Origin of the sequence: Microcella putealis (assembly GCF_004216575.1) — a bacterium.
In the GTDB taxonomy this organism is placed as follows: Bacteria; Actinomycetota; Actinomycetes; order Actinomycetales; family Microbacteriaceae; genus Microcella; species Microcella putealis.
Genome location: NZ_SGWW01000003.1, coordinates 82737 through 103045, shown reverse-complemented (window position 1 = coordinate 103045; position 20309 = coordinate 82737). Strand labels below are relative to the sequence as shown.

General features: G+C 71.0%; 19 protein-coding genes. 6 read left to right on the top strand and 13 right to left on the bottom strand.

The window, feature by feature from the left end; all coding sequences use genetic code 11:
* Positions 1 to 81: 81 nt before the first annotated feature.
* From EV141_RS07945 to EV141_RS07930, 4 genes are all read right to left on the bottom strand, one after another.
* Positions 82 to 792 carry a response regulator gene (locus tag EV141_RS07945; protein ID WP_130485444.1) on the bottom strand — a complete coding sequence of 237 codons (711 nt, stop codon included), beginning with the start codon at positions 790 to 792 and terminating at the stop codon, positions 82 to 84.
* Entirely contained in the window at positions 789 to 2234 is a 1446-nt protein-coding gene (locus EV141_RS07940) for a sensor histidine kinase (RefSeq protein WP_241969173.1), read from the bottom strand. Before EV141_RS07940 ends, EV141_RS07945 begins: the two co-directional genes overlap by 4 nt.
* Positions 2235 to 2331: 97 nt before the next feature.
* The gene (locus tag EV141_RS07935; protein ID WP_130485443.1) at positions 2332 to 2973 is read right to left on the bottom strand and encodes an SDR family NAD(P)-dependent oxidoreductase; all 642 of its coding nucleotides are present in this window, start codon (positions 2971 to 2973) and stop codon (positions 2332 to 2334) included.
* Entirely contained in the window at positions 2970 to 4478 is a 1509-nt protein-coding gene (locus tag EV141_RS07930; protein ID WP_130485442.1) for a DUF6421 family protein, read from the bottom strand. The genes EV141_RS07935 and EV141_RS07930 overlap by 4 nt, the downstream gene beginning before the upstream one ends.
* A 318-nt stretch (positions 4479 to 4796) precedes the next feature.
* Between EV141_RS07930 and EV141_RS07925 the strand changes: the two genes are divergently transcribed.
* Positions 4797 to 7472, top strand: a complete 2676-nt coding sequence (locus tag EV141_RS07925; RefSeq protein WP_130485441.1) for a helix-turn-helix transcriptional regulator — start codon at positions 4797 to 4799, stop codon at positions 7470 to 7472.
* Between the two features lie 99 nt (positions 7473 to 7571).
* Here EV141_RS07925 and EV141_RS07920 read toward each other — a convergent pair whose 3' ends face one another.
* Positions 7572 to 8054 (bottom strand): hypothetical protein, encoded by a 483-nt coding sequence (locus EV141_RS07920; RefSeq protein WP_130485440.1) that lies wholly within the window; start codon positions 8052 to 8054, stop codon positions 7572 to 7574.
* Between the two features lie 233 nt (positions 8055 to 8287).
* Between EV141_RS07920 and EV141_RS07915 the strand changes: the two genes are divergently transcribed.
* Positions 8288 to 9211 carry an AEC family transporter gene (locus tag EV141_RS07915; RefSeq protein ID WP_130485439.1) on the top strand — a complete coding sequence of 308 codons (924 nt, stop codon included), beginning with the start codon at positions 8288 to 8290 and terminating at the stop codon, positions 9209 to 9211.
* Here the strand turns inward: EV141_RS07915 and EV141_RS07910 are convergent.
* From EV141_RS07910 to EV141_RS07900, 3 genes are read right to left on the bottom strand one after another with little or no spacing between them, the layout of a single operon-like run.
* Positions 9208 to 9837, bottom strand: a complete 630-nt coding sequence (locus EV141_RS07910) for a DedA family protein (RefSeq protein ID WP_241969172.1) — start codon at positions 9835 to 9837, stop codon at positions 9208 to 9210. The genes EV141_RS07915 and EV141_RS07910 overlap by 4 nt on opposite strands.
* A 35-nt stretch (positions 9838 to 9872) precedes the next feature.
* The gene (locus tag EV141_RS07905; RefSeq protein ID WP_130485438.1) at positions 9873 to 10712 is read right to left on the bottom strand and encodes an exodeoxyribonuclease III; all 840 of its coding nucleotides are present in this window, start codon (positions 10710 to 10712) and stop codon (positions 9873 to 9875) included.
* A gap of 59 nt (positions 10713 to 10771) precedes the next feature.
* Positions 10772 to 12064: a hemolysin family protein gene (locus EV141_RS07900; protein ID WP_241969205.1), complete on the bottom strand. Its 1293-nt coding sequence runs from the start codon at positions 12062 to 12064 to the stop codon at positions 10772 to 10774.
* Between the two features lie 184 nt (positions 12065 to 12248).
* Here EV141_RS07900 and pyrE point away from each other — a divergent pair, with 184 nt between their 5' ends.
* Together pyrE and EV141_RS07890 are read left to right on the top strand one after the other, a co-directional pair.
* On the top strand, positions 12249 to 12797 hold the full coding sequence (gene pyrE, locus EV141_RS07895) for an orotate phosphoribosyltransferase (RefSeq protein ID WP_185740150.1): 549 nt from the start codon (positions 12249 to 12251) through the stop codon (positions 12795 to 12797).
* A complete protein-coding gene (locus tag EV141_RS07890) occupies positions 12794 to 14212 on the top strand; it encodes a septum formation family protein (RefSeq protein ID WP_130485435.1) in 1419 nt (472 codons plus the stop codon). The genes pyrE and EV141_RS07890 overlap by 4 nt, the downstream gene beginning before the upstream one ends.
* A gap of 17 nt (positions 14213 to 14229) precedes the next feature.
* On the opposite strand, the gene EV141_RS07885 is transcribed toward EV141_RS07890, so the two are convergent.
* The 4 genes from EV141_RS07885 to EV141_RS07870 form a co-directional block, all read right to left on the bottom strand.
* Positions 14230 to 15027 (bottom strand): HAD-IIA family hydrolase, encoded by a 798-nt coding sequence (locus EV141_RS07885; protein WP_130485434.1) that lies wholly within the window; start codon positions 15025 to 15027, stop codon positions 14230 to 14232.
* A gap of 9 nt (positions 15028 to 15036) precedes the next feature.
* Positions 15037 to 15930, bottom strand: coding sequence for a DNA-methyltransferase (locus EV141_RS07880; protein ID WP_130485433.1), 894 nt, complete (start codon positions 15928 to 15930; stop codon positions 15037 to 15039).
* 39 nt (positions 15931 to 15969) lie between these two features.
* Positions 15970 to 16377: a hypothetical protein gene (locus EV141_RS07875; RefSeq protein WP_130485432.1), complete on the bottom strand. Its 408-nt coding sequence runs from the start codon at positions 16375 to 16377 to the stop codon at positions 15970 to 15972.
* Between the two features lie 409 nt (positions 16378 to 16786).
* Entirely contained in the window at positions 16787 to 18352 is a 1566-nt protein-coding gene (locus tag EV141_RS07870) for an HNH endonuclease signature motif containing protein (protein WP_157985531.1), read from the bottom strand.
* 196 nt (positions 18353 to 18548) lie between these two features.
* On the opposite strand from EV141_RS07870, the gene EV141_RS07860 reads away from it, so the two are divergent.
* Positions 18549 to 19271 carry a TrmH family RNA methyltransferase gene (locus tag EV141_RS07860; RefSeq protein WP_130485429.1) on the top strand — a complete coding sequence of 241 codons (723 nt, stop codon included), beginning with the start codon at positions 18549 to 18551 and terminating at the stop codon, positions 19269 to 19271.
* Between the two features lie 31 nt (positions 19272 to 19302).
* A complete protein-coding gene (locus tag EV141_RS07855; RefSeq protein ID WP_130485428.1) occupies positions 19303 to 19671 on the top strand; it encodes a nuclear transport factor 2 family protein in 369 nt (122 codons plus the stop codon).
* Positions 19672 to 19744: 73 nt separating this feature from the next.
* On the opposite strand, the gene EV141_RS07850 is transcribed toward EV141_RS07855, so the two are convergent.
* Positions 19745 to 20203 carry a DUF2256 and DUF3253 domain-containing protein gene (locus EV141_RS07850; RefSeq protein WP_130485427.1) on the bottom strand — a complete coding sequence of 153 codons (459 nt, stop codon included), beginning with the start codon at positions 20201 to 20203 and terminating at the stop codon, positions 19745 to 19747.
* Positions 20204 to 20309 lie beyond the last annotated feature (106 nt).

Here is a 20309-nt window from a genome sequence, read left to right as displayed (position 1 = left end):
GTCGGATGCCCGCGCATCCGCCCGAAGGATGGTCGCGACACCCGTCTCATCCGTCGCGCGGCTGAGACGGGTGTCGCGCGCCTACGCGTCACCCGGAACGGCGACACCGTTCTCGTAGGCGAACACCACGGCGTGCACCCGGTCGCGCAGGCCGAGCTTCTGCAGAATCTTCGACACGTGGGTCTTCACGGTCGCCTCGCCGAGCCACAGTTCGCGCGCGATCTCGGCGTTCGCGAGGCCCCGGGCGAGCAGGGTGAGTACCTCGTGCTCGCGTTCCGTGAGATCGGTGAGTCGAGCATCCGGTTCGACGGATGCGCGCGGTGCGGTACCGCCGCCCGCGAGCGTTGCCGAGGCGCCCGCCTCCCGCTCGGTGACGGCGCGTGCGATTACGCGACGCGTCACGTCGGGGGCGAGCAGCGCGTCGCCCGCCGCGACGACGCGCACGGCCTCGACGAGCTTCTCGGGGCTCGCGTTCTTCAGGAGGAAGCCGGCGGCGCCCGCGTCGAGCGCGGCGAAGAGGTAGTCGTCGCGGTCGAAGGTGGTGAGCACGAGCACGCCCGGGCCGCCGTCCGGCTCGGCGGTGATGCGACGGGTGGCCTCGAGGCCGTCAATTCCGGGCATCTGCACGTCCATGCAGATGACGTCGAGGTCCAGGGTGCTCGCGGCAGCGATGGCCTCCTCGCCGGTGGAGGCCTCGCCGGCGATCACGATGTCGGGCTCGCTCTCGAGGATGGCGCGGAAGCCGGAGCGCACGAGGGCGTGGTCGTCGACGAGCAAGACGCGGATGCTCACGGTGTCTCCTCTGCGGGGGTGGCCGTCGCGGCGCCGGGTGTCTCGTCGGGCACCTCGTCGACGATCAGCGGTACGCGGGCGCGCACCAGGTAGCCGCCGCGCGAGCGCGGGCCGGCCTCAAGGGTGCCGCCGACGGCGGCGAGGCGCTCGCGCATGCCCTGCTGGCCGAGGCCGCCCGAACCGCCGCGGGGCTGCACGGCCGCGGCGCGGGCACCGACGCCCGTGTCGGCGACGTCGAGTTCGACGGCGTCGGGGGTGAAACGCAGCCGCAGGTCGACGCGGGCACTCGCGCCGGCGTGCTTCAGGGCGTTCGTCACGGCCTCCTGTGCCACCCGGTACAGGGTGGTGTCGACGACGGGGCTGAGGGGCGCGGGGTCGCCGATGAGTTGCAGCGCGGCCGGGCGTCCGGCCGCCTCCAGCTCGCGCACCAGCTCGCCCAGGTGGGCGGTTCCGCGCGTGCTGGGGCCGTCGCCGGCCGAGCCCGCGGAGACGGCGCCGGGCGCGCCCGACGCGCCCCGCGCATCCTGAGCCTGATCGGAATCGCGCAGGGTCGTCACCAGCCGGTGCAGCTCGTCGACCGCCTGGCGCGCCGACTGCTCGATCGAGCCGAGCGAGCCGATCGCCGTGGCGGCACCGTCGGCGCCGCGGGTCTCGAGGGCGCGGCGGGCGGCCCCGGCCTGAATGCCCATGACCGACACGTGGTGGGCGACGACGTCGTGCAGCTCACGGCCGATGCGCACGCGGTCGAGGGCGACGGCCTGCGCGGCGGTGCGTTCGCGCTCGGCGGCGAGCTCGAGCGTGCGGGCGTGCAGTTCGGCGCGCTCGCGGGCGGCATTCCAGGCGCGGTCGCCGAACGCCCACGCCCCGGCGAAATAGAGCACGTTCGTGACGACCGCGATGAGGCCGCCCGCGACGCCGGGTGCGATGAGCCCGATGCCCGAGTCGTCGGGGGCGAGGCTCGTGTCGAAGGCGGCGCGGGCGATTTCGAGAAACAGCCAGCCGAACATGCCGATCACGATGAGCGTGCGCGAGACCAGGGCGGCCCGCCGAGAGGTGCTCCAGGCGCCAATCGAGTACATCGCCGAGAAGATCGCGATGTTGCTGAACAGCACCTCGGGCACCTGGTTGTAGACGCCCACGATGTAGACGACCGAGACGACAACGGTCACCGTGATGGGCGCGATGCGGCGGAACACGAGCGGCCCCGAGAAGCCGACGATCATCGCGGCGGCGTGCCACGGCACGGGCGGCTCGTCGAAGAAGCCGATGCTGGCGTACAGCAGCACCATGACCACACCGCCCACGGCGACGACCAGGGCGAGAATGCCGTCGGGCCGCAGCTCGCGCAGCGACGGGCGCGGGCGGCGCCACCGGCCGTCGGCGTCGGTCGTGTCGGCAGCGCTCAGCGCGTCGTCTCGCCGTTGCTCGGTCGTCGTGGTCACCTCATGACGCTAGCCCGCGGGGTGGATGTGCGTCATCCGTCGCGCGACGGATCGTGCGCCCCGTGGGCGCTCGCCCCGCGGCCCACAGCCCGCGCGGCTACTCGCCGTCGTCGAGGCGCGCGACGACGCCGTTCAGCGCGTCGCCCGGCAGTTCCCACAGGTGCACGACCGATTGCGCGAGCGCGTCGACCACGCCCTCCTCGTCGAGCGCCCCGACGACGAAGGTCACGGCCGCGGCCGGCTTGCCGGTCACCCGCCAGCCGTTCGCGATCGCCTGCACCCAGGTTTCGGCCGCCGCCTTCAGCGTCACGTAGTTCGCCATGCCCCAGCGTGGCGCCGCGACCGACGCCGAGCTGACGATCGCGAGGCGCCCCGCATCGGAGGCGCCGAGGTCGTCGCGCAGCGCGCGCGAGGTCACCCGCAGCGTCGTCAGCACCCGGTGTTCGAGCCACGCCCAGTCGTCGTCGGCGACGCCCGGCCGCCAGCCGCCCACCAGGTGGATGAAGCCGTCGATGCCGCCGCGGCGCTCGCGCACGTCGCGCGCCAGCCCCTCAACCGCGGATGCGTCGCCCAGGTCGATCGCGTGCGTCTCGGCCGCCGCGATCTCCTCGAGCGCGTCGGGCCGGGAGGTGACGGCCACGACGTGGGCGCCGGCCGCCGTGAGGGCGGCGCAGACCTCGCGGCCCGCGGAGCCGCCCGCCCCGCCCACGATGACGGTGCGCCCGGCCGCGCTGCTCACGCGCTCGTGCCGGTGATGCCGGCGGTCGATTCGATCACGCCCGCCATCTTCTTCTGCAGAGCTTCGTAGAACATGGACAGCGGGAACTCGTCGTCCATGACGAGGTCGGTCCAGCCCTTCAGCGGGCCTTCGAGTACCTCGCGCGGCAGCCCGGCGGCCCAGCGCGACGCCGGGTGCGGGGTCAGCACCGACGACACGAGCTCGTAGGCGGCGAGCCAGTGCGCACCCTTCGGTCGGTCGATCGAGCGCCAGTAAAGCTCGTTGATTGCGTCAGACAGCGAGACGACCACATCGGGCACGGCGTCCCAGTCGATGGCGAGCTGGGTGTCTGTCCAGTGCAGCACGCCCTTCTGGTGCATCCACGCGAACAGCAGCTGGCCGCCCACGCCGTCGTAGTTGCGCGTGCGGCTGCCCGTCAGCGCGAAGCGGAAGATGCGGTCGAAGATCACCGCGTACTGCACGCAGCGCGCGTGGTGGCGGGTGACCTCGTCGGTGTCCTCGGAGCGCTCGAGCGCGACCGACTCGCGGAAGGCCGTCAGATCGCAGCGCAGCTCTTCGAGCGAGTACAAGAAGTACGGCATGCGCTGCTTGATCATGAACGGATCGAACGGCAGGTCGCCGCGCATGTGCGAGCGGTCGTGAATCATGTCCCACATTACGAAGGTGCGCTCGGTGAGGCCCTGGTCGTCGAGCATCGCGGCGGCATCGGCGGGGAGGTCGAGCTTCGTGATCTCGGCGGCGGCGCGCACGACGCGGCGGTAGCGGGCGGCCTCGCGGTCGGCGAAGATCGCGCCCCAGGTGAACGTCGGCAGCTGGGCGGCCGTGCCCTCGGGCGCTCCAGCGGGAACACGCGGCGTGACGGCGACCGACTCGGGGAAGAGCGTCGCCGAGTTCGTGTCGTAGCCCGGCGTGAAGTCGGCGAAACGGATGCCGAGATAGAGCGGGTTGCGGTACGCGCTCGCCTCGAGCTCGGCGATGAAGTCGGGCCAGATCACCTCGAACACGACGGCCTCGACGAGCCGGTCGCTCGAGCCGTTCTGCGTGTACATCGGGAACACGGCGAGGTGCGCGGCGCCGTCGTATCGGTTCGCGGCCGGCGCGAACGCGTCGAGGGCGTCGAAGAAGTCGGGCACGTCGAATCCGCCGTCGGCCCACCGCTCGAAATCGCTCGCGGCGGCGAGCAGGTACGCCTCGTCGTGCGGGATGCTCGGGGCCAGTTCCCGAAGCGCCGTCGCGATCGTCGCGACGTGCGTTCGCGCCGCGGGGTGCGCATCCTGATCGGGGATCGAGCCGTCGTGCACCTGGTGCGGGCGGATCGCGACGGCGGCGGCCTTGAGGGCGAGCCACGCGGGGTGGGCGGCGATCTCGGTGGCGGTGAGCGAGGGGCGCTCGGCGGTGGTGCTGCCGGAGGTGCCTGCAGCGGCGGCGCTGTGGCGGGCGTCTTCGACGACCTCGGGCTCTCCGATGATGGTGCCGGCGCTGGTGTGCTGCGCGGTGTCGGTCATGGTGTCCCTCCCGTCGAGTGAGCGTGCTGTGGTCGTCGTTCGGGCGCACGGGCGCCCTTCTTCGAGGGTAGGCGCGCAACCGTCGTCTTTGGTTGCCGATTGCGCATTGATCGTGCGTAGAGCCATCCACAGTGCAATAAATCGTCACCAAAGATCGCTCGTGAACACGAAAACGGCACTCAGCCCCTCGTCCGGCGGGCCGCGTGCTGAATTCTCGTCAGAACGCTCTGTTAGCGTCCCCCCAGACCCGCGATCGCGGGCCGTCCCGCACGCCGACGGCGGGCATCCGTTCACCTGTACCCGGGGGGAAACGCGTCGATGAGATCGTGGCCGGTCATCTCCCGCTCGGCGCACGTTGACGCGCTCGTGACGGCGCTCAGCGCCCGGCCCGCACGCGCACAGATGCTGCGCGGCCCGAGCGGCATCGGCAAGACGACCATCGCCGCCGCCGTTTCGCACACTCTCGGCGAGCGGGGCCGCACGATCGTGCCCGTCATCGCCCTGGCTGAGCTGCAGCACGTGCCCCTCGGGGCCCTCGCCCCGCTGCTCGGCTCGAGCCGCTTCGCCGACATCGACGACGTCGGGGCGCGCCTGCACGAGCTCATGGCCCTCGTCGGTCGGCACGCCGAGTCGTACCTGCTCGTCGTCGACGACGCCCCGCTGCTCGACGACGCCTCGGCCGCCGCGCTCTACCAACTGGTGCGCGTGTTCGGCGTGCCGTGCCTGATGACGGCGCGCGACGAGCATGCGCTGTCGGGCCCGATCGCCCGTCTGCTGCACGAGGACCTCGTCACCGTCACCGAGACGACCGGCCTCAGCCTGGACGAGACCCGCGAGCTGCTGCGCCGCCGCCTCGGCGCCGACCCGCGCCCCGAAAGTCTGCAACGCCTCTACGAGACCACGCGCGGCAACCCCCTCTTCCTGCGCGAGCTCGTGATGGCCGCCGAGCGCGCTGGCCGGGTGAGCGCTGGTCCCTTCGGCGTCGAGGTCGACGCCGCGCGCCTTCCCGGTCACATCATCGACACGGTCGCCGGCCGTATCGCCGAGCTGGGTGAGCGGGAGCGGGCGCTCGCCGAACTGCTCGCCGTCGCCCAGCCGTGGCCGCCCGCGGCAACGCGCGACGACGAGCGCGACGCCCTCGACGCCCTGGTGTCGGCCGGCATCGTCGCGTCGAGCGGAACCGACGACGCCGGCTACCTGCAGCTCGCCCACCCCGTGTTCGCCGAGGCGCTGCTCGCCGGTCTCGACTCCGCCGCCCGCGCCGCCCGCCGCCGCGACGCGGCCGATCGGCTGCTCGCGCTCGGCGCCCCCGAACTGCGCTTCACCGCCCTCTGCCTGCGCGACGACGCCGGCGATGCGCTGGCGCTCGACGACCTTGTGTGGGCATCGGGGTACGCGCACGCTGTCGGCGATCACGAGCGCGCCGTCCGCGCCGCGCGTCGGGCGATCGACCGCGTCGGCGAGGATGCTGCGCTCGCCACGCGCGCGCGGGCCCACCTCGCGCTCGGCGCGGCCCTGTCTGCGTTGGGTGAACTCGACGAGGCGGATGCCGCGTTTGCCGCTGCGGACGATGCGGCGCTCGCGGCCGGCGATGTCGCGCCTGACCACCCCGACCCCGGACTTCGCGCCGCCGTGCAGCTGCGCTGGGCTCAGCACACCGCCCTGCGCCGCACCGCCCCGCGCGACGCTGCCGAACGACTCACGTCCGTGCTCGCTGATCTCGACGCCGAGGGCCGCGCGCTCGTCGAGCCCGACCTCGCGAAGTGGCGCCTGATGGCGGGCGACACCGGTGCTGTGCCGGTGGGTGCAAGCGCGGACCGTGCCGCCAGCCCCAGCGCCAGCGCCGGTCCGGGCCTCGACGCCGCTGCACCCGGAGTGCCCGCTGGCCCCGCCGCGCTCAACGCCGCGATCGGCCAGGCGATGATCGCCACCATGTCGGGCCGCACCGCCGAGGCGGCTGCCGCCGTCGCCGCGGGCCGCCCGCTCGCCGCGCAGCACGCCGACGTGCTGCCGTTTGCCGACAGCCTGCTCGACCTGAATGCTTTCCTCATCGACGTGGGCGACGGACGCATCGCCGAGGCCCGCGCCTTCGCCGAGGCGCGCAGGCTCGACCCGTTCGCCGACTCGGCGGGGCTCTGGTCGTACGCGCTCGCCCTCATCCACCTGCACGCGGGTCGCCTGCACGACGCCGAGCCGCTCGCCCGCCTCGCGATCGAGCAGCTGCGCTGGCGCGACTTCACCGGACTGCTCGGGCCCGCCATCGCCCTCGCGGCGACCGTCGCCGCGCAGCTCGGCGAGCCCACCGAGGCCGAGGCGCTGCTCGCCCAACTCGACGCCGCCCACCTCGACGACGTCAAGGTGACGCTGCAGGCCGCCGAAGCCCGCGCCTGGCTCGCCGCCGACGACCCGGCCCGCGCGATCGGCGAGATCGGGGCCGCCGTCGCGCGCGGCGCCGAGCTCGGCCACCTCCTCCTCACCGCGCTCACCGCGTCGGTCGGCATCCGCGCGGGCGGCGCGGCCGCGTTCGCCGACCCGCTCGCGGGCATGGCCGCCTATTCCGGATGCACGCTGGTCACGACGCTCGCGGAGACCGCCGCAGCCTGGCGCGACGCCAACGCGAGCGCCGCGATCGAGTTGGCGCCGCGCATCCAATCGATGGGGCTGGACGCGCTCGCGCTCGACACCGTGCGCGCCGCGCTCGACTGGGCCGGGGGCGAACGCATGCTCGAGCGCCGCGCGCGCGTGCTCGCCACCGAGCTCGCGCTGACCGTGGTCACTCCGCGCCGCGGGCGCGACGCCCGCGAGCAGACCGGCCTCACCGAGCGCGAGTGGGTCATCGCGCGCGCCGCGGCCCGCAGGGAGCGCAGCCGCGAGATCGCCGAGCGCCTCGGGGTGTCGGTGCGCACGGTCGACAACCACCTCGCGAGTGTCTACCGCAAGCTGGGCGTGGGCGGGCGGGCCGAGCTTGAGGACGAGCTGCGCGACTTCCTGTGATGCGCTGACGCGCCGCGGTGACGCGCCGCACGGCCGCGCCGCGCTGTCACGCCGCGCCGCCACGCCGGTCTGCCGGCTGGTGCTCGACCCGCGCGGCCCCTACTTCGACGCGATGGCGTACGTCACATTCACCGCACCGGTCTCGCTGTCGGGAACCGAGCTGACGCTGACGGTGTAGGTGTCGTTCTCGTAGCTGCGCGAACTCAGAACGTCGATCGACGACTCGCTGACCATCGTCCAGCCGGAGCCCTCAAGCTCGGCGTAGATGCCGTCGACGACGCTCGCATCCGCGACGACGATGGTGGCTCCCCACGTGCCGTCGACGGCCGACGAGAACAGCACGTCGCCCTCTGGGGTGGGCACATCGGCTGGCCAGCTGACGGGCAGGCTCGCGCCGCTGCCGGGCAGCGACACGTCGACGTCACCACCGCTCTCGCCCTCGATCGCGCCCTCGATGACGTTTTCGACGCCCTGGTTCACGACGCCCTCGACGATGCCGTCGAGCGGGTTCGCGCAGGCGCTGAGGCTAAGTGCGGCGGCGAGAGTGACGCCGGCGAGCAGGATGCGGGGTGCGGTGGTCATGGCTACTCCTGGGGTGTGAAGGGTGGTGCTGAAGGGTGCTGCTGCGGGGTGGACGCGCGCTCGTGCGGCGCCGTGATGCCAGTGTTCGCCGGGGCGCGCGAAACCGGTATGAGTAGTCGCTACTCAGCCCCGCGCATCCGGATGCTCCGCGGCCGACCAGCGCGAGCATCCGCCCGGCGCCCGGCGCCCAGCCCCGCGCATCCGCCCACCCCGCGTGCGCGAGACTGAACCCCGTGCTCGGAGTGCTGACGGGGTTCGCCATCATCGGGGCCGTCGTGCTCGTCGGGTACGTGGTCGCCCGCGTCGGCGTGCTGCCCGACACGGCCCAGCCGGTGCTCGGCCGCTTGGCGTTCTTCGTGCTGTCGCCGGCGCTGCTCTTCACGGTGCTCGCGAGCGCCGACACCGCGCAGCTGTTCTCGGCCCTGCTCCCCGTATCGATCGCCGCCGCGGTCGCCTGCTTCGTGCTCTATGCGCTGGTAGCGCGGCTCGTCTGGCGGCGCGCGATTCCTGAGACCACGGTCGGCGCCCTCGCCTCGGGCTACACGAACGCGAACAACATCGGCTTGCCGGTGGCCGCCTACGTGTTGGGCGATCCGGCTCTCGTTGCCCCCGTCATCCTGTTTCAGCTGATCGTCGCGGGGCCGGTCGCGCTGACGATTCTCGACCTGTCGACGAGTGGACGGGTGTCGCTCGGGCGCATCCTGAGTCAGCCGATGCGCAACCCGATCATCATCGGCGCGGCCCTCGGCGTCGTCGTGTCGGTCACGGGGCTTGAGCTGCCCGACCCGGTGCTCGAGCCGTTCCGCCTGATCGGCGCGGCCGCCGTCCCGACCGTGCTGTTGCTCTTCGGAATGTCGCTGCACGGGCGACGCGTGCTCGAACCCGGCACCGCGCGACGGGATGTTGTTCTCGCGACCGCGCTCAAGGTGACCGTCATGCCCGTGGTCGCCTGGGCGGTCGGCGCGCTGGTGCTCGGGCTCGACGGGGTCGCACTGTTCACGGTCGTGACGCTCGCGGCGCTGCCGACCGCGCAGAACGTGTTCGTCTACGCGACGCGGTTCGATCGCGGCACCGTGCTCGCGCGCGATGCCGTGCTGCTGTCGACGGCGCTGTCGGTGCCGGCGCTCGTCGTGATCGCGGCGTTCCTCGCGCCCTAATGCTCGCCGCGCGCCTGACGCTCGCGCCGGCGCCGGCGGATGCCGAGCGCAATCAGCACGACGACGAGGCCGATGAGGATCACGAGCAGCACCTCGCCGTACTGCGACGCCGCCTCTTCGACGACGCGCCAGTTCGCGCCGAGGATGTAGCCGAGGACGACGAAGATCGTGTTCCAGATGCCGCTGCCGAGGGTCGTGAGCCCGAGGAATAGCCACACGTTCATGCGCGCGACGCCCGCCGGAATCGAGATGAGGCTGCGCACGAGCGGCACGAAACGGCCGAAGAAGACGGCGACGGCGCCGCGGCGCTTCTCGAACCAGTGCACCGAGGTGCGAATGTCGTCGCCGCGCATCAGCGGAACCTTGTCGGCGATGCGCGCCAGGCGTTCGGCACCGAGACGGCGGCCGAGCCAGTAGAGGGCGAAGGCGCCGACGACCGAGCCGATGGTGGTGGCGATGATGACGGCCGTGACCGTGAACGCACCGCGGCTCGCGGTGAAGCCCGCGAGCGGCAGGATCACCTCGCTCGGGATCGGCGGGAAGAGATTCTCGAGCGCCACCAGCAGGCCGGCGCCGAAGACGCCGAGGGTCTCCATGACGGAGACGATGATGTCGTCGAGTTGCACGCGCCGAGCGTAGAGCCTGGGACTATGCGTTGGCTCTAGAAGATCATCGGCCGGTCGTCGTCGTCCTCGTCGTCATCCACGAGGTCGACGACCACGGGCACGTGGTCGCTCGGCGAGTCCCCCTTGCGCTCGTCGCGCGCAATGTGGGCGCTCTCGACGCGATCGGCGAAGCCGCGCGATCCGAGAATGAAGTCGATGCGCATCCCCTCATTGCGGGGGAATCGCAGCTGCTTGTAGTCCCAGAACGTGTAGCCCGCGGGCTGGTGCGGGCGCACGACGTCGCTGAGTCCCGCCTCTTCCAGCGCGGCAAACGCCTCGCGCTCGGCCGGGGAGATGTGAGTCGAGACGCCCGGCACGAAGCTCGGGTCGCCCATGTCGTCGTCGAGCGGGGCGACGTTGAAGTCGCCCATGAGGGCGAGCGGATGCGCGGGGTCGGCCTCAAGGGTGCGCCTCGCGTCGTCGGCGAGCGCGCGCAAAAAGCGCAGCTTGTACTGCATGTGCGGGTCGTCGAGGGCGCGGCCGTTCGGCACGTAGAGGCTCCAGAGGCGCAGGCCTGCGACGGTTACGCCGAGCGCGCGCGCCTCGAGCGGCGCGTCGTCGCCCTCGTGGCCCTTGAGAAACCCGGGCTGCCCGGCGAAGTGCGTTTCGACGTCGGTCATCGGCAGGCGGCTCGCGATGGCGACGCCGTTCCACTGGTTGAGCCCGTGCGCGATGACCTCGTAGCCGGCGGGCTCGAAGCCGTCGAGCGGGAACTGTTCGGGCTTGCACTTGATCTCTTGCATCGCGAGCACGTCGATGTCGGCGTTCACCAGGTAGTCGACGACGCGGCCGTGCCGGGTGCGGATCGAGTTCACGTTCCAGGTCGCGATGCGCATGGAATGAGCCTAGGGCCGCGGCGACGGCACGATGGTGGCCGCCGTGGGCGGTCGCGCGATCATGTGTCGTCCCGTTCCGCGGGGGGCGCCGCTATGACTCGAAGCGCAGCAATCCGTCGCTTATCCATCGTCACAACCTGGAGCGTCGCACCGTCGACCTCGACAACATCGCCCACCGCGGCCAGCCGGCCAAGCTGTTCGACGACGAATCCTGCAATGGTGTCTGAAGAGCCTCGGATTAACGAGACTCCGGTTGCCTCCTCGAAATCCTGCAGATTCAGACGACCGTCAACGATGTCGGTTGCCCCGCCGACTGCGTCCCGCGCGGTGTCGTACTCATCAAAGATTTCGCCGACTACCTCTTCGACCAAATCCTCCAGCGTGATGATTCCATCCGTGCCGCCATATTCATCGATGACGATCGCAATGTGGTCACCGTCGGCCCGCATCTGCGTCAGTGTCGGCAGCACGCGAGCCGTCGAAGGGAAGCATTTCACCGGGCGGGCGATCGACTGCACGGTCGAGTCGGGGTTCTCCGCGACGGCCTCGAGGAGATCCCGAACGTGCACGAAGCCGGTGAGGTCATCCATGGAGCTTTCGCGGACGGGGTACCGCGAGAACGGCAACCGTCGCGCGCGTGAGACGGCTGCCGCGATCGGCTCGTCGCCGTCAAGCGCGATGACCTCAGGGCGCGGCTGCATGACCTCACTGAGCTGCCGCTCCCGCAGCGACAGCACGTCGTCGAGGATGCGACGCTCGTCGTCGGGCAGACCCTCGTGGCTGGCCACGATGTCGCGGAACTCTTCTTCTGAGATGGCGTCTGCCTTTTGATGAGGGTCGCCTCCCAACAGTCGCACGACAGCGTTGGTGGAGGTGGACAGGAGCCAGATGACCGGCCTCATGAGGTGCGCAAAACCATCGAGCACCGGCGCGACCACGTACGCGAACTGCGCGTTCTTCTGCAACGCCAGCCGCTTGGGGGCCAATTCGCCAAGCACCAGCGACAAATAAGCGATCACCAGGGTGAGAAGCAGGGTCGCGACGATCTCGGCAGCGCGCTCCTCGAGTCCGAGTCCGACGAGCAGGGGAGTGACGGCGGGCGAGAGAGATGTAGCGCCGAACGCCGCAGACGCGAACCCGGCGACGGTGACACCGATCTGCACGGCTGAGAGGAATCGATTCGGATTGGTCGCGAGGGCGGCGACGCGTTCGCCCCGGCGGCCGCGCGTCGACAGCACTTTGACCTGCGATTCACGCAGCGTCACGAGAGCCATCTCGGTCGCGGCGAAGACGCCGCCGATGAGAACAAACACCAGTACAAGCGCGGCGTTGATCAAGATGTCCACAGTCACGCGCGGGCCACTCTCGCTTCGGCGCTCACACACGTGCCGGTTAATCCGGCGAGGGGTCGCATGACCAGACGATAGCGCGTGGCCGTTGGAGTGGGCTGAGGCCTGCATGCGCGATGGTGTGTCGGGTCAGTGCCACCGGCACTCGCGCGATGCGCATGGAATGAGCCTAGTTAGAGTTGAGCTTGTGACTGAAGCACGCCAGCAGCTGATCGACTTTATCCGTGACGAGGCCGTCTTCCACGGCGACTTCACGCTCACGAGCGGCAAGAAGGCCTCGTACTACATCGACCTGCGCAAGGTCAGCCTCGACTACCGCGTCGCGCCGCTCATCGGCCGGGTGATGGTGCCGCTCATCGACGAGTTCGACGGCATCGTCGCCGTCGGCGGGCTCACGATGGGCGCCGACCCGATCGCCGCCGCCGTGCTACACCAGGGCGCCGCGATGGGCCGCACGTACGACGCGTTCGTCGTGCGCAAAGAGCCGAAAGACCACGGCCGTGGCAAGCAGGTCGAGGGCCCCGACCTGGCCGGCAAGCGCGTCGTCGTGCTCGAAGACACGTCGACCACCGGGGGGTCACCGCTCACCGCCGCGCGCGCGCTCGAGAAGGTCGGCGCCGAGGTCGTCGCCGTCGCGGTCGTCGTCGACCGCGCGACCGGAGCCCGCGAGGTCATCGAAGAGGCCGGGTACGCCTACCGCGCCGCCATCGGACTCGAGGATCTCGGGCTGGCATGACCGAGAACGAGGGTCGCTGGCCGTTCGGCGGCGACGATGACGCCGCCTCGACGGGTGATGATGAGGATGCGCGCCGCACGTCGCCGACGGATCCGGCGTCGCCTGCGGCCCCGCCCACGGCCCCGCCTGCATCGCCCGCTCCGCCCCTCGCTCCGTGGATCCCGGGGCAGCGCGCGCAGGACGAGCCGCCCACCGATCCCACGTTCACCGAGCTGATCTCGCGGCCGGCCCCGCCGAGTGCGCCGCCGCCGTCGCCGCTCGTCGAGCCGGTCCTTCCGCCGCCCGCCTTGCAGCCGCCGCCTGCGCTCATCCCACCGGCTGAGCCGCCGAGCTACCCGGCGGGCACCTTGCCCTTCACGTCGCAGTCGCCGACGTTGCCGACGGAGCCGCCGACCGACCCGAGCGCAGCTCCGAGTTACCCGGCCGTCCCCCCGCGCATCGAAGATGTCGCGACCGAGGCGATGCCGGTCATGAACGAGCCTCTGCCGACCGAGGCGATGCCCGCCGCCGAGGTGCCGGGTGACGCCGCGACCGAGCTGATGCGCGCTCCCGCCCCTCCCGGCGTCGGCGACGCGCCCATCGGAGGCGACGTTGATGGCGACGTCCTCGCCGAGGTTTTCGCTGAAAGCAACTTCCGTGAGTACGAGCCCGAGCCGCTGCTGCTTCCCGCGCCGAGCCCCGCGCCCGCGCCCGCCGGGGCGTACCCGGCGGGCGGCATCGCGCCGGGCGCCGTGTCGGGGGCCGCGATGAGCGGGGCGGGAGGCGTCCCCGGGGACGCGCCCCGGGCATCCGGGGGCGGCGTACCGACGCCGCTGCTGTGGACGGCCGGCGTGCTGGGCGCGATTCTGCTGCTGATCGGCCTGTTCTTGCTCGGCACGCGGATTCCGGAGTGGACGGCGGCCGAGCCCGAGCCGACGCCGACCGCCGAGCCGGAGCCCACGCCTGAGCCCGAACCGGAGCCGGAGCCCGACCCCCTTGAGGGCGTGCCCGACGGCGTTCCGCTGCCCGCCGGCGAGTGGCAGTGGTCGCTGCTGCGCGGCGGGGAGTGCATCGAGCCGTGGGTGTCGCCGTGGGAGGAGCAGTTCACCGTCGTCGACTGCGCCGAGCCGCACGCGGCCCAGCTGGTGCTGCGCGCGCCGATCGCAGAGGCTCCGGAGGAGTATCCGGGGCCGGAGGCGATCTCGGCTCCGCTGACGCTCGCCTGCTCGTCGCCCCAGGTCATCGACTACGGCCAGGCCGGGGCGTTCGACGACATTCAGATTCAGACCGCGTATCCGGTCACGCCCGAGGAGTGGGCTGAGGGGTACCGCGAGTTCTTCTGCTTCATCTCGCGGTCGAGCGGCGAACCGCTGACCGGCAACCTCACGCTGGCGCCGCCGTCGGCGGATGCCCCGACTGCGGGGTCGACGCCGTAACTCTGGGTGAGACCCCGCTACATCTCGACTTCGACGGGCCCCGGCGCGACGAGCTCGTGCACGCCCTCGAGCACCTCGCTCGGGCGGAAGGGGTAGCGGTCGATCTCGCGCTGATCGCTGATGCCGGTCATGACGAGCACCGTGTGCAGGCCGGCCTCGATGCCGGCGACGATGTCGGTGTCCATGCGGTCGCCGATCATGCCGGTGTTTTCGCTGTGCGCGCCGATGCGGTTCATCGCCGAGCGAAACATCATCGGGTTCGGCTTGCCGACCACGTAGGGCTCTTTGCCGGTGGCCTTCGTGATGAGCGCGCTGATGGCGCCGGTCGCCGGCAGTACGCCGTCAGCGCTCGGGCCGGTCGCGTCGGGGTTCGTGGCGATGAAGCGGGCGCCGTTATTGATGAGGCGGATCGCCTTCGTGATCGCGTCGAACGAGTAGTTGCGGGTCTCGCCGACGACGACGTAGTCGGGGTTCGTCTCGGTCATGATGAAGCCCGCCTCGTGGAGGGCGGTCGTGATGCCGGCCTCACCGATGACGAAGGCGCTGCCGCCGGGCATCTGGCTCTTGCAGAAGTCGGCGGTGGCGAGCGCACTGGTCCAGATCGACTCTTCGGGAACGTCGATGCCCGACGAGCGCAGGCGCGCGGCCAGGTCGCGCGGGGTGAAGATCGAGTTGTTGGTGAGCACGAGGAACGGGGTTCCGGTGTCACGCCACTGCTGGATCAGCTCGGCGGCTCCCGGCAGGGCGTGGTTCTCGTGGACGAGCACTCCGTCCATGTCGGTCAGCCAGCATTCAACGTCGCGGCGGTTGCTCATGGGTCAAGGCTAGTCGGGCCAGGTTTCGCGCGTGATGCCAAGCCGTTTCTCGATGGTGCGAAGCGCATCCTCGCTTTGATCGATGCTGAGGCTGCGTCGGCCCAGTGCGCGGGCGACGGCGGCCGTCGTGCCGGAGCCGGCGAAGGGGTCGAGCACAACGTCGCCCTCGCGGCTGGAGGCGGTGACGATGCGACGCAGGATTCCTTCGGGCTTCTGCGTCGGGTACCCCGTCTTCTCGCGGCCGGAGGTGGTGACGATCGTGTGCCACCACACGTCGGTGGGGAGCTTGCCGCGGGCGGCCTTCTCGGGCGTGACAAGCCCCGGAGCCATGTACGGCTCGCGGTCGACCGCCTCGGAGTCGAAGTGGTACCGCTTCGGGTCTTTCACGTACACGAGGATCGTGTCGTGCTTGGTCGGCCAGCGGCGGCGCGCCTTGGCGCCGTAGTCGTAGGCCCAGATCAGCTCGTTGAGGAAGCAGTCGCGGCCGAAGAGCCCGTCGAGGGCGACCTTCGCGTAGTGCGCCTCGCGGTAGTCGAGGTGCAGGTAGAGGGTGCCCGTGGGGGCGAGCAGGCGGTGCGCCTCGGCGAGCCGGGGGGCGAGGAAGGCTTCGTAGTCGTCGAAGGTGTCGGCGTACTGGGCTTCGCTGTCGACGTGCATCGTGTAGCTGGTGCCGGCGTATCCGGTGCGCGCGCCGTCGGGGTCGCGCTCGTGGCGGGTGACGCGGCGCAGCTGGGTGCGGCCCGTGTTGAACGGAGGGTCGAGGTAGGCGAGGTCGACACTCTCGTCGGGGAGGGCCTGGAGGAGGGGCAGGTTGTCACCCTGAAACAGGCGGTGCGGATGCTCGGGGCTCGGCACGAGCGACGGGTCCCGCTCGATCTGAGCCCCGTCTGCGTCCTCCGCCATGCGCCGAGGTTAACAGGCGAGTTGTGCCCGACACGGCCATCACCTCGACTGGTCGATGGTGACGCGAGGCTGGCTGAAACACGCCGTGTGTCCGAGGGTCTCGAGCTGTGCCTGGGCTGTGTCGACTCGGACAGACACGTACGCGCGCATCCCGCTGTCGTTCTCCAGTTTGATGAACTCCAGTCGGCCCGGCGTGGCTTCCGTTGAGCGCGTGACGACCCACTGTGTGCGTTTCTCGTAGTCGTCGGCAATGCGTTCGAGAATCGCTTCGGGATTCGCGGAAGGCGCGAGGACGCCGCCGTGGGCGTTGAGCACCATGGTTCGCGAATGATCATTCAGGCACGCCAACTGCCGAGATGATCGCGACCAGCGCGGCAAGGGCGCGATCATCTCGGTGGGCTCGACCAACGTCATCACGTGGTCGAGCGTCTCTGTGTACTCGCTCATGGCTGTCTTAGCCGTTCGACCGGTGCCGTCGTACTGGGCGAGGGGGTCTGACGTGAGTGCGTCGAAGGGTGTGGCGGCGCACCCTCCGATCAGCAAGATGCTGACAAATACGGCACCGGCATGCGCGATGCCGGCTACCCGCCGGCGCTGACCTTTGATCGGTTACATCACGCGCGCTCCTTTGTCTGATGCACATCGGTTCATGCACATCACGGGTGGTCGAGGAGCGCTGACGCTAACGCGCTCGCACTCTTCCGAACTGCGCCGGGCTGCAGATGTGGACAGTCGTTCGGTGCGTCGCTGATGTGGACCGCGAGTGTCGAGCGGACAGCGTTTGGTGGGTCGTGAGCATCGCCTTGGCCTACCGCAGCGCATAGTCCGACGGCGTTGCCTACCCCGACGGCCTTGCCTACCCCGACGGCAGCGCCTGTGCCGGTTCGCTGCGGTAGCTGCGGCCGGATGGGGACGTCCAGAGCAGGGTGCCGCCGCCGTCGTGTTGCACCCGCCAGCGGGTGTGATGTTTCAGGCGGTGGTGGCTGGGGCAGAGGTGCGCGAGGTTGTCGGCGGATGTTGTTCCGCCGTGCTGCCAGTCGCGCGTGTGGTCGACGTCGCTGTGGGATGCGGCCCGCCCGCAGCCGGGGAACCGGCAGTACTCGTCGCGAACGCGCAACCACATGCGCATGTCGCGTGGCACCACGTAGCGGTCGCGACCCACTGAGAGCGTGGCGCCGGTTTCGGGGTGGGTGAGTATGCGGATAAAGCTGGGTGCCGCTGCGGCCAGGCGGCGCGCTTCGGCGTCAGGGATCGGTCCGTGGCCCTCGATGCTCGCGACCTCGTCAGTGTCGCGGCCGAGCAGCGTCAGAACCGGCACGGTCACGAGCACGGTGGGGCGAATGCCCGTGCCGGTTCCTGAGGCCGGCATCGCGCCGTCGAACAGCAGGTCGCGCAGCACGTCGGCCCGCCGCTGAGGCAGGGTTCGGCTGTCGCTGTCGCTGTCGCTGTCGCTGTCAGCAGCGGCGGTGGCGTGGTCGTCGGCCCGCGCGATGCTGTCGCTGCGCCGATCGGTGCGCCCCAGCTGGTTCGCGATGTCGCTGATGCGGTTGTAGGCGGCCCAGGCGTCGGCGGCGGGCAGGTATGCGGTGAGGTACGCCATGCCGTCGCGCGCGGGCTCGACCCAGACGCCGCGCTCGGCAATGCGTTCGGCGCAGCGGCGCTCGCGGGTCAGGGGTTCGAGCCGCTCGCGCAGTCGCCGCGCTCGTTGCCGGAACCGACCCGGGCTCGTCACTTCGGCGTGACGCAGAGCCTGCTGCTCAAACTCGGCGACGACCTCGGTAGCGGTGGGAAGCGCGTCAGCCGCGTCGCCGTGACGGGATTCAGCGAGCATCCGATCACGGTCGTCGACGACGGTCGAGATCGTCGCGGCCTCGTCGACCATCGCGACGGCATGACCGAGGGCGATGCGCCCCTCGGCGAGTGCCGCCCGGGTCGCCGGGAGGCGCGTCGCGAGCGCGCGGCTCTGCTCGATGAGCTCGGAGGCCTGGCGCTCGCTGATGCGCATTGCACAGGCGAGTTCGCTCGCGGCGACGCGGCGGGCGCGGGTCTCGGCGTTCCAGCCGTCGGCGGTGCCGGGGGTCGGAACGGGGCGACCGGCCGCAGCGTCAATCAGGTTCTCGCGGGTCAGGATGTGCGTGAACAGTTGGTCGATCGCCGTCGCGCGCATCGCGTGAACGCTCGCGACCACCCGCTCGGTCGCGAGGATCGCGTCAAGGAGTTCGTTCGTCGCCCCGTCGGTCACGTTGATCAGCTCGACGGTCGTCGTCGCGGCCGTGGTGTTCGCGTCACCTGCAGAGTCTCCCGCGCCGGCACGAGTGCCCGCGCCCGCGCTAGTACCCGCACCCGCGCCCTCGCCGGCACCAGCACCCGCGCTCGGGCGAGACGTGTCGTCGCTCTCGCGCTGCGGGTCGGGGCTGGTCATGAGAGAAGTAGACCAGGGACCACCGACATTGCGGGGTTGTCCATCGGGGCGCTTTATGTTCCTGTGAACCAATTCCTGACCAGGTGTTTTGTGGAGGAGCCGCACCGAACGCGCGAGGCGATCGAGCATCCTGCGGGTGCATATACGAGGCGCGACCGCGGTCGGCCAGCGGGTGTTGCGCGCCTACTCTGATCACATGCCCGCCGACCTGCCCGCGACGCCCGAGCACGCAGCAAATCGCGAAGCCTTCCCGGCCCGCGACGACGCCGACCCGCCCACCGAACCCACCCCCACCCCCACCCCCACCCCCACCCCCGAGCACACCACCCACGGCGTGGGCCCGCACCCGCTGCCTCACCCCACCGACCCGCACTTCGACCCCGAGCTGCTCACCCACGGCGACACCCGCAACGTCATCGATCGCTACCGCTACTGGCGGATGGAGGCGATCGTCGCCGACCTCGACACCCGCCGGCACCCGTTCCACGTGGCGATCGAGAACTGGCAGCACGACCTCAACATCGGCTCGATCGTGCGCAGCGCGAACGCCTTCCTCGCCGCCGAAGTGCACATCGTCGGCCGCCGCCGCTGGAACCGCCGCGGCGCCATGGTCACCGACCGCTACCAGCACGTGCGTCACCACGAGACGATCGACGACCTCGTCGCGTTCGCCCGCGCATCCGATCTGCCGATCGTGGCCGTCGACAACGTGCCCGGATCCCGCCCGGTTGACGCCGCTCCCCTTCCCGAGCGGTGCATCCTGCTGTTCGGTCAGGAGGGCCCCGGACTCAGCCCCGAGGCGCTCGCCGCGGCCGACGAGGCTGTCGAAATCACGCAGTACGGGTCGACCCGCTCGATCAACGCATCCGCCGCCGCCGCGATCGTTATGCACGAGTGGGTGCGGGCGCACAAGGCTTGACGCACCCGCGTCGACCCGATGAACTAGCCGCATGACGGCGATCACCGACGACCTGCCCGCCCAGCTGATCCACGCCGAGCACGAGGGGTGGGACGCCGTCTGCCGCGGCGACGGCGGCACCTTCTACCTCCGGGCGATGACGCCCGACGGCGTGATCATCGTCGAAGACAGCGTCATCGAGCGCGACGCCGCCATCGCCGCTCTCGACGGCCAGTCGTGGGAGTCGTACGAGATGAGCGAGCACCGCGTCGTGCGCCTCGGAGACCGCGCGGCCACCCTGGTCTACCGGGTGCGGGCCCAGCGCGGCGAGCAGATCTTCGAGCGCCGGCTCGCCACCACCTACGTCTACAGCGAGGGCCGCTGGCGCGTCGCCGTGCACCAGCAGACGCGCATTCGCTAGCGCTGGTTCCGGATGCGGCGGCGCGATCGTGTCCGCCGCGCGTCGCCCTGATTCGGGATGCTCGCCGCCGCTCTCAGCGCGCCTTCCGCACCCGAATCGGCCCCTTCGCCGTCGACGGGTCGACCACCTTCCCGCCCTGCGTGATCTCCACTTCGCCGGCCGCGACGAGGCGCCGGGCCGCACGCCGGGCAGGCTCCATGAGCTCGCGCCACGGCTCGTTGCCCGGCAGTCCGCGGGCGGCGGCGACGGCGCGCGCCGCCTCGGACGGGCAGATTGTCGCGGACGCGGCCCGAGCATCCAGTAATTCGCGGATGCTCGCCTCGAGTTCGCGATCAACCTCGCGAACTCCGCGGGCGCGGCACGCGTCGCTGCAGTACTTCACGCTCGCCCAGTCGCGGGCCCACTTGGCGCGCCACTCGATGCGGCGTCCGCAGGAGGCGCAGGTCTTGCCGCTGCGGTCGTCGAGCTGACCGGGCGCGGTCGCCGAGTCGCCCGAGGTGCGCGCGTCGCGCCCCGGCCGCTGTCGTCCCATGGGGAAAGCGTGCCGCGCCGAACTGCGGGTTCGCTCAGCGCGGGCGACTGTGCCGACCGCGATCCGCATCTCCAGGGGTCGATCGCGCCCCGAGTGGGCAGTTGTG